The organism is Arthrospira sp. PCC 9901, assembly GCF_059013425.1.
Genome location: NZ_CP102296.1, coordinates 2,962,027 through 2,975,110 on the forward strand (window position 1 = coordinate 2,962,027; position 13,084 = coordinate 2,975,110).

Sequence of the window (13,084 nt, forward strand, 5' to 3'; positions counted from 1 at the left end):
GACTTTCCCATCAACCTAAATGCCGATGAAAATTTTAATGATTTCTTCCACATTCCCCTATCCTCCTACCAAAGGAGGAACCCAAGTCCGTACCTTTAACCTACTCAAATTTTTGAGCCAGACACACCCTATTACTCTTGTAACACAACGCACCCCCGATGTCACCGATGATGACATTGAAGAACTCAGTCAGTGCGTAGATCGGCTCCAGGTGTTTCCCAGAAGTGAACCCGCAGAAGCAAACTGGGGCATTTTCGGCAAAATCTCTCGATTTGGCCAATTCCTACTCAGTGGCACTCCTCCCAATGTTAGAGCAACCTACTCGGTGGATATGCAGGAGTGGATTGATCAAGTAGTTGAAGACGAAGGCTATGATGTCATCACCTGCGAACATAGCATTAATGAGAGTTATGTGCGCCCCGAATGGAAAGACCGCTTAAAAACAGTCGTTAATGTCCACAGTTCAGTTTATGCAACCTGTCGGCAGCAGCTAGAGACTCAAACGGCAGAGAAACCCCTACGCGATCGCCTTAACCTTCCCCTACTGTATCGTTATGAGCAACAATATTGTACTAAATTTTCCTCCATTGTTGCCACCACTCCCGAGGACGGGGAACAGATGCAAAACTTTAACCCCATAGCGAAGGTCGAAATCATCCCAAATGGCGTAAACTTTGAGCAGTTTCCCTATCGAACTTTCGACCCAGGTGGACATCAACTCATCTTTGTCGGAGCCATGGACAACATAGCCAACATTGACGCGGCTAGATTTTTCGCCCTAGAGATATTACCCCAGATCCAAAAACGCGCTTCAGATACCACCATTAGCATCGTAGGAGCAAGACCCGTACCGGAAGTGTTAGAACTAGCCTATTGTCCAGGGGTAAACGTAACGGGTCGTGTACCTTCAATGGCAGAATATTTACATAAAGCCACAGTCTGTGTAATCCCAATGCGAACCGGGTTCGGCATCAAAAATAAAACCCTAGAGACTATGGCTGCCGGAGTTCCCTTGGTAGCGAGCGATCGCGGTTTAGAAGGTTTAGCTGTCGATGGTGAAGGAGTCGAACTGCGGGCTTTACGAGCTAACACAGTTGAGGAATATGTCCAACAGATAGCCAGGCTGTTTGAAAACCCAGATCTCAGACAAGAACTTTCTCAAAAAGCGCGATCGCTCATCGAAACTGAATATACTTGGGAACGAGCAGGTCAGCGCTATGAACAAGTCCTCATCGGTTGAAGGTCATCACCATAAAGTTAGGGGAGTCAGTTGCCAAATATGAACAATAGACAAGTCCGATTTAATCGACCCATAGACAAGAAATCCAGGGGGACTAATCAGAAACGCCAAGCTGTTTCACCCAGTAGCCAGAAACAACCATTATCACAGCAGCCCCCTTCCCGCCCCTTAGCCCAAAAGCCCAACGTGGCGGGTCAGGGCGGGGGCAATATCCGCCACCATAAACACAAGCCAACTGTCAGAACTCGCCAGTCCCCAAGCCCCCTATCAGTAGCACTAAAAAAGTGGTTAGCCGATAGTCTAGCCTTTAGCCTACTATTTGGTGGTTCAGCCCTATTCAGCGTCAGCGCTTGGTTTAGTTACCAACTGATTCTCAATCCTGACGTAGGAATTTGGCTTAATCAATTTCTACCCGCGAGTACCCAAATTCCCCTAAAACCCAACGATTATCTTTATAGCCTGGAGGAAATCCGAGAAGAACTCAAAGCCCAAGGTCGTTTTTTTGCTGAACCTCTACCCCTTCCTAATCGAGAAGTTTTAGGGGATATGAGCAATAGTGTGAGTACAGCTAGGCTAGAGCAAAGGTTATTCGCCCAAAATCCCTACCTCAAACCCTGGCGCTCATTCCTACTCCCCCATGAATCCCTCGTTCAAACACCCGTAGATCTGTTAATTCCAGTAATGCAGACCCGCGAATCTAGTACAACCATCCCCTGTCCCACTGGTTGTAAAGAAATTGTGGAACTGCGAGTTTATAAATCAGTACAAACTCCCTATCAAGCGGTGGGGACTCCTGAGTTATACCGCTTAGTTTATCAACTACCCGTCAACGGACCAGCAGAGTCTTTTGTACTGGCATCTTTGATTGGAACTCGTGCTAATCAGCAGGGCGGTAATAGACCACTACCCCTAACTGATATCACGACGTTTAAAAATAGGGTTCCTGAATCGGGAGTATGGTTTAACTTATATGGAACCCGTCTGGTGGGGGATACCCGAGTTCCCTACGGACATATAATTCATTACAACCCCAAACATTATCACCTCAGTTCGATGTTGGAGTGGAAAAGTGCTGCGGGACAGCATCCTATATGGGAAAACGTCACCGGGGGACCTTACCCAGAATTATTAGTTGAACAAACCATGGGACTGGAGCCACAATTCAGCATTTATCAAGTCCGACCCCGCCGCTTTGTTCCTAACCCCATTGAGTTAGTTAGCATCTCCCTAGATCAAGAAGTTGTTGACCACTATGCTTATCGAAGAGCTATTAGACTAGCTCGCAGCGGTTTGTGGTCTCCGGCTTTAAGTCTGATGGAACCCCTCAAGAACAATTCCGGCACCGGTGGCGATTATCCCCCAAAATGGCCAGCATTAGCGGAGGCACAACTGCAATTAATTCAGTTCCATGCCAGCATTACAGATGCTCAGGCTACAGCAGCTTGGGCAAGTCCGACTCAAAAGGTACTCGCGGGACTTATTGATGGTCGTTGGAGTGAAGCCCTAAATGTGGTTCAAAGCGCGAGCCTTAACCAAACCGAACTGTTAAACCTCCTACAGGCTGACGGGGGAAGAATCAAAAACCGCATTCAAGCAGCGCTGCTGGAAAACCCAGAAGAACCAGATTTGCAAGCCTGGGGCGCTCTCATTTTGGTGGCCCAATTCGGGAGAGATGAAGCGATCGCATGGTTAGAAACCCAATCTCAAGCCTCCCCAGACAACAAAACCCGCATTCGCCAACTGTTAGATTAATCCATTGGCTCTGGTGCTCTCTTAGGAGCAGCCAGATTCTCCGTTTCCCCATATTATTGATGTGTCTGACGCACCCTACGATAATGCGCTAAAATTCTCTTCGGGTTTTTTCGTAATTGTCAATCTGTGCCTTGCCAATCAATCCCGACACTGGTTTATTGGGATCAGGCAGGCCTTATCAAAAACCATAGCGATAACCCCGAAATAATAGCTAAAAAAATACTATGTCTGATTCCCCAACCCCCGAAACCTCTTCAGAAGCTATCCCTAACTCCGGGTCAAAAACCCGCCAGTTACTAGGGATGAAAGGGGCCGCCCCCGGAGAAACATCCATCTGGAAAATTCGCCTGCAACTGATGAAACCAATCACCTGGATTCCCCTAATTTGGGGTGTAGTCTGTGGTGCGGCTTCCTCTGGAGGCTATAGCTGGACACTAGAAGATATCCTTAAAGCAGCCGCCTGTATGCTGCTGTCGGGTCCTTTAATGGCAGGGTATACCCAAACCCTCAACGACTTCTACGATCGCGACCTAGATGCCATTAACGAGCCATATCGCCCTATTCCCTCCGGTGCAATTTCCATCCCTCAAGTCGTATCCCAGATTCTGATTCTCCTGGGTGCAGGTATCGGTCTTGCCTATATCCTAGATGTCTGGGCAGGTCATGAGTTCCCCATGGTCACAGTTCTCTGTATTGGCGGCGCTTTCGTTTCCTATATCTACTCTGCGCCTCCCCTAAAACTCAAGAAAAACGGCTGGTTAGGTAACTATGCTCTCGGAGCCAGTTATATTGCCCTTCCCTGGTGGGCGGGTCATGCCCTATTCGGAGAACTCAACCCCACTATTGTGGTACTCACCCTATTCTACAGCTTGGCGGGGCTAGGTATTGCCATTGTTAACGACTTTAAGAGTGTCGAAGGCGATCGCCAACTTGGCTTACAATCCCTCCCTGTTATGTTTGGCATAACCACCGCCGCCTGGATCTGTGTATTAATGATTGACATTTTTCAAGCCGGAGTTGCCCTATACTTGATCAGCATTAAGCAAAACCTTTATGCCACCATCTTGTTATTACTCGTGATTCCACAAATTACCTTCCAGGATATGTATTTTCTTCGCAATCCCCTGGAAAATGATGTTAAATATCAGGCAAGCGCTCAACCTTTCCTTGTCCTAGGAATGTTGGTCGTGGGTTTAGCCCTAGGTCATGCAGTTTAGTGGGGGAGCAATTGGTGCGTCAGATGAACCAGATTTTGCCTTGACCTATCTCATGGATTTCTCCGACGCACCCTACCAGCTTATCAATAACGCTTTTCAAGATTATATCGGGGCTATGGCCACCAGTCGTTTTTCCTCCCCTTTTAGCAAGGGGCTTCCCACATAAGGAGGTTTACGTGACAGAATTTTCCCCAAAAATTACCGACGAATCTAGGGATAGTCAAAATACTATGCCCCCTACCTCCGTTTTGCACCAAGACTCCGAGGCTCAAGCCCCGCCTCCCCCTGCCGAAACCCCCCGGTTGGGAGGACCCCGTCGCCGTCAAATTAGGCGTTGGCAATGGAAACCTCGCCCTAGATTGTGGATAGGCGTTGGTATAATTACTATAGCCGGAAGTGCGATCGCATTAGGAGCTTATCAGTTCCATCGCCTTGAACAAAGTTTACCCGAGATTTCTGACCTATCAGCCTACAACCGAGATGGAACCCTAACCATTCAAGCCGCAGATGGTACCATTATCATGCAAACCGGACCATCTACCAGGGAGCAGGTATCTCTCGACCAGATCCCAGAGGAGTTGATCCAGGCATTTATTGCCATAGAAGACCGACGCTTCTATGAGCATCGTGGCATTGACTACCAAGGTATTATCAGAGCCTTATCCGCTAATGTCATGGCTACAGGTGTAGTCCAGGGAGGTAGCACCATCACTCAACAATTGGCTCGGATGGTGTTTTTAGACCATGAACGCAGCCTAGTTCGTAAACTTAGGGAAGCTATCCTAGCTCAAAAACTTGAGAAAACTCTCACCAAAGAAGAAATCCTCGAACGCTATCTTAATTTAGTCTATTTGGGTTCGGGAGCTTATGGGGTAGCTGATGCAGCTTGGGTCTATTTCAGCAAACCCGTAGAACAACTAACCCTCTCCGAAATGGCTACCTTGGCCGGTTTGCCTCCCGCTCCTAGTCAATATTCCCCCCTGGTGAATTTAGACCTAGCTACCGAACGCCGGAATGTCGTACTGCGCCGAATGCAGGAAATGGGCATGATTTCTGAGGGTCGCGCCAATTCACTGATTCAAAGTGACCTAGTTGTAAATCCTAGCCCCCATAAACGTCTACAGGTTAAGGCTCCCTATTTTGCTAATTTTATTCAAAAGGAACTACCATTATATGTGTCTCCAGAAGCCCTAGAAATTGGGGGCTTGGTGGTGGAAACCAGTTTAAATCTGCAATGGCAGGAAATAGCCGAGCGGGTCGTTAGAGAAGCCGTAGAAATAGACGGCCGCGCCGCTGGGTTTGACCAAGCAGCATTAGTGGCGATCGACCCCGCTACCGGAGAAGTTAAAGCTATGGTAGGGGGTGCAAATTACGGGGAAAGTCAGTTTAATCGCGTGACCCAAGCTCAACGACAGCCCGGATCGACTTTTAAAGGGTTGGTCTATGCGGCGGCGATCGCAGCAGGTTTCTCCCCCTATGATAGCTACAATGATGAACCCTATCGAGTTGATGGATATCGCCCCCAAAACTATGGTAACCGCTACGGGGGTTGGCGATCGATGCTTAACGCCCTCAGTAATTCAACTAATGTTATTGCCGTTAGAGTCCTAATTGATGTCGGCTTTGAACCCGTTATTTCTCTCTCTCAGAGCATGGGTATCAAATCTGAACTCAAACCCACCTATTCCCTCGCCTTGGGAGCCTATGAAGTTAATCTTTTAGAACTAACCAACGCCTACGGAACCCTCGCCGCCCAAGGTCAATATATCCCCGCTCATGGTATCCGCCGAGTCATCAACCAGAAAGGCGAAACTATCTATCAGGCTCAGTTTACACCTAAACAAGTCCTTGACCAGGACAGCGCCGCTATTACTACCTGGATGCTAACTGGTGTGGTACGCAACGGCACAGGTGGGGCCGCTTACCTCGCCGATCGCGATGTCGCAGGTAAAACTGGCACTTCTGAACAAGCTAGGGATCTCTGGTTTATTGGTTATATTCCGCAACTGGTGACCGGAGTATGGCTAGGAAACGACAACAATGATCGCACTTGGGGCGCTAGTAGTACCGCAGCCTTTAATTGGCGTGAGTTTATGAAACGAGTAGTTGAGGATTTACCCGTTGAGGAGTTTCCCGAACTTCCCGACCTCGACAGCCACCAGGGAAGCATTAAAGCTCAACCCCATCAACCTAAATGGGTACAAACTGGACCGGCGGCCATTCGTCGTGATGATGACGACTACCACAAACATATTAATAACTCCAGCGACTATGGAAATGATGGCTATTACTACTAACCACTCCCTGTGCGTAGGCAGGCCGGTTTACTGATTTTTGCCGATTCAGCTAAAATTCAGTCAGAATAACAATAAATCTCTTTACAGGAGCTTTCTCTAATCATGGATGAACTGACACCCATCTTCAAAGAATTTACCCAAGATCCGATCTCGTTTTTGGGTGGCTTTGTCTCTAGCGTCCTGCGACTCAACTTATCAGAAGACCCAGTGAAAAGCTGGTTAGAAAAGGAAACCGGAACCCCAGTCTCTTCCTCAACCTCTGACCGAGACAATAATGGCTCGAGTAATGGGCCTCAATCAATTACCATTGACTAAACAGCCGGGTATCTTTTCACCGAGAAACTATTGTCCCTAAGCGCTAATGTTCAACCTCTGCGCCTTGAGTACCAGCAACCCTCTTTGATAGCCGAGGTTGGCGTAGCTCTCGCATACGGCTTAATATGTTGGCAGGTGTTAATTCTGAGGAGTGTTGTTCTATGAACAAATTATGGGGCTATAGTTTCTGGTCAAAAGTAGCAATAATTCTTCCCCTTACCAGTGCGATCGCTTCTATTATCCATACCAATACAGCGATCGCCCAACTCTCCGAAGACATCATTAGCACCGATGACCTAGTAGAAGTTCAGGGACAAGTTACCTCCGTTTCCCAACTCTCAGACGTTCAACCCACAGACTGGGCATTTCAAGCCCTACAATCCCTAGTTGAACGCTATGGCTGCATAGCAGGATATCCCGACGGAACCTATAGAGGCAACCGCGCGATGACCCGCTACGAATTCGCCGCCGGACTCAACGCCTGTTTAGAAAGAATTAACGAACTGATCGCCGCCTCCGTAGTTGATAAAGTCACCCGTGAAGATCTCGCCGTCCTCCAACGTCTCCAAGAGGAATTTGCCGCCGAACTCGCCACCTTGGGAGGTCGTATCTTCGCCCTTGAAGCCAGAACCGCAGAATTAGAAGCTAACCAATTTTCCACTACTACCATATTCGGTGGTGAAGCCATCTTCGGCTTTGCGGGTGCTGTAGGCGGAAACCCTCCCGGCACCGGAGACAACCATCAAGCTACCCTCCACTATCTCCTGCGTCTCGGAACCGTATCTTCCTTTAGTGGTCTCGACCGTCTCCGCATAGGCTTCGTTTCCGGTAACTTTGAAAACAGAGGATTAGCCGGAACCTTGGAAAATCCAGGGTTGGGAGATATGGCCCTGCTGTCATACCAAAGTGATACCAATGATCAACTATTCCTCGATTACCTAGAATATAGATTTCCCGCCTTTAATAACCGGGTAGTCTTCACCGTCCGCCCCGTAGGATTTAGTCTCAGCAACGTCCTCACTGCTAACTCACCCTTTTTTGATAGCGGTCGGGGTGCTATTTCCCGCTTTGGCGAGGGTAGCCCCCTATTTAAAATCGGCGCTTTAGACGGAGGCGCTGGGTTCGATTGGTTAGTTACCGATAAAGTGCGACTACAGGTAGCCTATGGGACTCGCGGCACCTCCGATGCCAGGCTCGGCATTAGTCATTCCGATCATAGTGCTTTAGGAGTACAATTGTTACTCAAGCCCAGTGCTAACACCTTGGCAGGTTTAACCTATATTAATGCCTACTCTGCCAATGGTCGCTTAGACACCCTCACCGGAAGTTTTAGCGCCGATACCTCCGGTTTACTCGATGAACCCATGAACTTTAATGCAGTAGGGGGGTCATTCCAGTGGCGCATCAAATCTAATATCACCCTCGCCGCCTTTGGGGGCGTGACCTTTGGGGAATCAACCACCAGCAACGCCTATGCCAACACTACTACCTACAGCCTTTCTCTGGGTTGGTCTGAACCCTTCGGCCGTAATGGCGACCTATTTGCCTTTATCTTTGGTCAACCGCCTAAACTGGTAGCCGGCCGTAATTTGCCCTTGGGAGAAGATCGCGATACCTCCTTACACTTCGAGACTTTCTACCGTTTCCGTGTCAGTGATTATATCTGGGTGACACCGGGTGTATTTATGGTGACAAATCCAGAACATAATGCTAATAATGACACAGTTGTAATCGGTGTTTTGCGTACCACATTCTTATTTTAATCATTTTTCATGGCTGAACTCAGGCTGCGACTGATTCTTGAAAACCAACCCGAAAGGCTAATTCCAGTCGATCGCAATGAATTTATTATTGGGCGATCGCCTGAGTGTAACTTGCAACTGCCTTTTATTGAAGTATCGCGCCGTCATACCCGCATTTATAAAGGGACTGATGGTGGTTGGTGGGTGGAAGATTTAGGTAGTAAAAACGGCACTTGTCTAAATGATATATCCTTAACCCAGCCTCACCCCCTCAAAGTTAACGACCAGTTGCGAATTGATCAGATCCGCTTAGATATCCTAGCACCAGATACCAAGAAAAATGGCGGGCGCAAAATTGGGACTATGGTGGAAGGAACTAATTTAATTGGTCGGGTTCAGGATCTTAAACAACAATGGATTCAAAGTAACACCCAATTTGATGAGGATATTAATAATTATCGTCGCGCTGTAGCCCGCCTGCAAGACCTAGTAGAAATTGCTAAATGTTTGAATAGTGCTGAGTCTATTGATGCCATTTTCTCACAAACTCAGTCCGTGATTTTTCATGATATCCCCATTATTGAACGCTTGGCTTTACTCGTTGACCTCAATGGCGACGGACAATTAGAACTCGTCAAAGTTGCCTCCAAAAAATCAGGTCAAAGCCTAGATGTCTCTAGTGATGGCAGTTGGATTAGTCGCAGTATTTGTCAGCGAGTTTTTCGTGATAAAATCGCCATTAAAACCGCTGATGCTCAACAGGATACACGCTTTGAAAGTGAACCCAGTATCCTAGTTAAAGATATCCGATCTTGCATTGCAGTTCCCCTATGGGATGAGGATAATGTCGTAGGTGTTTTATATGGAGATGCTCATTTTTCCTTTGACTACTGGACTCGTGGCGGAGATGAAGATTTGAGCTTTTTCTCGGCTTTAGGAAATTTAGTGGCTGCTAGTATTCAACGTTGGTTACTTACTCAAAAATTGCAGCGGGAAGGCACTATCCGTCAACGTCTTGAACGCTACCACACCCCGGCGGTGGTACAGCATTTAATCAATGTGGGCGCTTTAGACAATGGACGTTTGCCTTCCACAGATGCTGAAATTAGTATCTTATTTGCTGATATTGTCGGTTTTACAGCCCTTTCTGAACGCTTACCTGCTAATGAATTAGCTACATTACTTAATGCTTTTTTTGAGGAAATGTTGCAGGAAGTTTTTGCCCTGGGAGGAACTTTAGATAAGTTTATTGGTGATTGTATTATGGCGTTTTTTGGCGCGCCTGAACCCCAAGCAGACCACGCAGAACGCGCTGTAGAGGCATCTTTGGGAATGTTAGAACGCCTGGAAAAAATCAACGCTGAAGGCAAGTTATCCGAACCACTACAACTGCGAATTGCTATTAATAGCGGTAGGGCAGTAGTTGGGGATGTCGGTAGCTCCCAACGAGTAGATTATACCGTATTGGGGGGAACAATTAATTTGGCGGCGAGAATGGAGCCGATTTGTCCCCCAGGAAAGTGTGTCATTAGTCAGGCTACTTATCAAATGTTGCGATCGCCTGAGCAATTTGATATAATGGGAGACTACACCTTTAAAGGCATTGATCATCCTGTCACCATTTATCAAAATGTGGGAGTTGGAAAACCTTGATCACCCTAGTATAATTGGATTAATTCCCTCCATGCTCGTTTTTTCTATGGCCTTATCCGAGCAGCGATTATCGGGAAATACTCAACCCGGTAGTCGCACCATTGCACACAAAATACACTCCATTCAGTCTTAGCATACTACGGGACAATTAGCGCATATCCCTCAGCAACAAATTTTAATTATTGACGGGTTAATCAATAAGCACAACTTAATCAATCTGTCAAATACCCATATCACGCCCCTAACCAGACAAGGGATAGGGTAACTCTCTCGTGCCCAGCTTACAACCTGTAACCCCTATTCTACCGTTACTCTAGTGCACTCAAGGGCGATCGCACATTTAGGAGTGAGTGCAAAATGAAACCCCCTAGATATTTAACCTAGAGGGTATTGTATTGTGGGTTTATTAGGGAATTAATCGTCTAGCTGGTAAAGAGCTCTGATGATTACTTTAACCTCTGGTAGGTCTGGGTTGATACCCATATTGATTAAGACTTGTTTCCCCATTTCTAGCGGTAATGGCTGCTTGTGATGTTGTGTCAGGATACCTAATTCTGTAGCCAGGTTGCGACGTTTTTTTGTACTTACTGTCATTGACTGCCACCGAATGTCCAAAACAACGCGCCCTGATTTCCTGTGGTATCCCGTTCATCTCACCTAATTGGTTGGCTAGATGTCGGAAAGCATAGGCTTGAGTAAATCCCCATTTATGACGTTTAAGCCAAGCGCAATGATTGCGGTTAAAACCACTAGGGTCCTTAGATTCTGTGATAGGTAAACAGACATTATGAATCCCTAGACGGTTAATCAAAGCCTTGTCTTTTGACATTGGGACAGCCAACCGTTGACCCGTTTTGGTGCTACTACCAAAGTAAGTAAACTCACCAATAACTAGCACTAACTCAAGGTTATTAGGGTTGGATATGGCTGGGAAAGTAATACCGTCAATCTTGACTACCTTGTTTAGGTTTTGTGCCGCTGCTATCTCTGATGGTCTCAACCCGTATAAGGCACACATTGCCGACACCCAACACCAATCATCACGAGCCTGATTCTCTGTGATAGAAGGATAATCAGTATTGCGCTCTTTATCTAGCAAGCCTAGCAGGGTATCTAAGTCTATGCTTTGGGATTCAGTAAACACTGTCTGAGTAGGGTTAATCTTTTCTAATTTCTCCAACGCCTTCTTACATCCAGCGCGTTCCGCTACTTGTTTGAGTCGGTAGTATCTATCTTTAAAGGTTTTACTCCCTACTGGGTTGCTACCATCCTTCATGGGACTGTATAGCGCATCTTTGATACTCTCCCACGTGATGTAATCATCCCAATCTTTTACTTTATTGAAATGGAATAAATGGGTTTCCGTAAAAGACTTAACATCACTAGCTATATTACGGGAACGTTTCCGCTTAGTATTCTTGTGTACCCCATTAAAGTAATCATCTTCCATCTCTTTAAACACTTGACGGTAAGTGATTAAGTCATTTTCTAGGGGGGTTTTGTTTTCATCAAGGATAGTAGCCTTGTACCAGTCCAGCCATTCAGATACTGACTGGAATTGTCCGTCAAGGGATTTATGAACTAACCAGGCTTTGTCAACAGCCTTACGGATGCCCTCAGAAGTGAACTGACAATTGCATCCCCTTTGTTTACGCCCCCCAGTTTCTGGGTCAGTGGTAATATCTAGCTGAATCGTCCCCCGGTTACGCTTAATCCTCACACCTTTGGGACATTGTTTGCGGGATAGGTTGAAAAATTCAAGAATATCCTCAAAGCCTTGATATGTACCACTATGTGCACTGTTTGTACTTACACTCATTTTGCACCAACTCCTAAATGTGCGATCGGCATTGAGTGCATTAGAGTGACGGTAGAATGAGGGTTACAACCTTGAAACTTGGATTAATTCCGGTGATTATTAATATGTCTAACTCTCGCCCCCGCCCATTGCAATTTTTCCCGCAGGGTTTGATAAAAAGAATAGTCCTCCCGCAGGATAATAAATTTAGCCTGACAGTCTGCTTTCCTCACATCAACCCGCTGTCCCGGCCAAATCGATGTAGCCAATACCCCATCAGTCCATAATTTAGTATCATGTTCGAGGTCAGCTAGGGGCCAAATACTGACCACTGACCCCGAAGGAATTACCACAGGACGACTGGAAAAGCTGAGGGGACAAATGGGACTAACAGTGATCGCATCCATCCCCGGATGCACAATCGGACCGCCTGCAGACGCATTATAACAGGTAGATCCCGTGGGGGTTCCCACAATTAAGCCATCTCCTTGATATTGATCAATTACTTCCCCGTCAACCTCCATCTCTAAGATAGAAGTAGGCATTCGATACGCAGAAGCAGGTTTGATGCACATCTCATTGAGGGCTAAAAAGTGATCGCTTAACGGTTCCAGGTTATGGCGGGAACCTTCAAAAACCGCCGCCTGTAACATCATCCGCTGTCCGATAGCGTAGCGATCCTCAAATAAACGATCTATAACCGTTTCCGTATCCTCTATATCCTCAAAGGACTCTGTTAAAAATCCTAAATGCCCCCCCACATTCGCCGCTAAAATGGGGATACCTGCTTCCGCTAAATGTCGCGCCGCCGCTAAAGCTGTTCCATCCCCCCCTAATACCACCGCCAAATCAATAGGACTACCACTAGAAGCTAGAAACACCGGATAGGGGTTATCTTTCGCCCCACTCGGTCCCATCAAAACCTGACATCCCCGCTGTTCAAATTGTCTGGCGTACTGTTGCGCCCAACGCTGACTCAGCCTATCCCTAGATTTATGAGCAATGATGACTTGTTTAATCTGCACAGTCCCAGTTAACCTTGGTTTAATCTATGATTATCCACCAAAACT

9 protein-coding genes and 1 pseudogene are annotated in these 13,084 nt (G+C 46.9%); 8 read left to right on the forward strand and 2 right to left on the reverse strand.

Translation table 11 applies throughout. The annotated features are described in order from the left end of the window. Positions 1-25 precede the first annotated feature (25 nt). From NLZ44_RS12975 to NLZ44_RS13010, 8 genes are all read left to right on the forward strand, one after another. Positions 26-1,240 carry a glycosyltransferase family 4 protein gene (locus tag NLZ44_RS12975; RefSeq protein WP_493750045.1) on the forward strand — a complete coding sequence of 405 codons (1,215 nt, stop codon included), beginning with the start codon at positions 26-28 and terminating at the stop codon, positions 1,238-1,240. 39 nt (positions 1,241-1,279) lie between these two features. Continuing rightward, positions 1,280-2,992 carry a hypothetical protein gene (locus NLZ44_RS12980; RefSeq protein WP_493750046.1) on the forward strand — a complete coding sequence of 571 codons (1,713 nt, stop codon included), beginning with the start codon at positions 1,280-1,282 and terminating at the stop codon, positions 2,990-2,992. Positions 2,993-3,216: 224 nt separating this feature from the next. Next, positions 3,217-4,209 carry a chlorophyll synthase ChlG gene (gene chlG, locus NLZ44_RS12985; protein ID WP_493750047.1) on the forward strand — a complete coding sequence of 331 codons (993 nt, stop codon included), beginning with the start codon at positions 3,217-3,219 and terminating at the stop codon, positions 4,207-4,209. After that, positions 4,199-4,375 (forward strand): hypothetical protein, encoded by a 177-nt coding sequence (locus NLZ44_RS12990; protein ID WP_199456412.1) that lies wholly within the window; start codon positions 4,199-4,201, stop codon positions 4,373-4,375. The genes chlG and NLZ44_RS12990 overlap by 11 nt, the downstream gene beginning before the upstream one ends. Positions 4,376-4,385: 10 nt before the next feature. Continuing rightward, entirely contained in the window at positions 4,386-6,506 is a 2,121-nt protein-coding gene (locus tag NLZ44_RS12995; RefSeq protein ID WP_493750048.1) for a transglycosylase domain-containing protein, read from the forward strand. A 102-nt stretch (positions 6,507-6,608) separates the two neighbouring features. Then, on the forward strand, positions 6,609-6,821 hold the full coding sequence (locus tag NLZ44_RS13000; protein WP_006619291.1) for a ssl0294 family protein: 213 nt from the start codon (positions 6,609-6,611) through the stop codon (positions 6,819-6,821). A gap of 161 nt (positions 6,822-6,982) precedes the next feature. Continuing rightward, the gene (locus NLZ44_RS13005; protein ID WP_493750049.1) at positions 6,983-8,584 is read left to right on the forward strand and encodes an iron uptake porin; all 1,602 of its coding nucleotides are present in this window, start codon (positions 6,983-6,985) and stop codon (positions 8,582-8,584) included. Positions 8,585-8,593: 9 nt separating this feature from the next. Beyond that, the gene (locus NLZ44_RS13010) at positions 8,594-10,216 is read left to right on the forward strand and encodes an adenylate/guanylate cyclase domain-containing protein (RefSeq protein WP_111891040.1); all 1,623 of its coding nucleotides are present in this window, start codon (positions 8,594-8,596) and stop codon (positions 10,214-10,216) included. Positions 10,217-10,630: 414 nt separating this feature from the next. Here NLZ44_RS13010 and NLZ44_RS13015 read toward each other — a convergent pair. Next, positions 10,631-12,035 (reverse strand): annotated as a pseudogene (locus tag NLZ44_RS13015) (site-specific integrase). 83 nt (positions 12,036-12,118) lie between these two features. Next, a complete protein-coding gene (locus NLZ44_RS13020; protein WP_493750050.1) occupies positions 12,119-13,039 on the reverse strand; it encodes an NAD(+) kinase in 921 nt (306 codons plus the stop codon). Between the last annotated feature and the right edge of the window lie 45 nt (positions 13,040-13,084).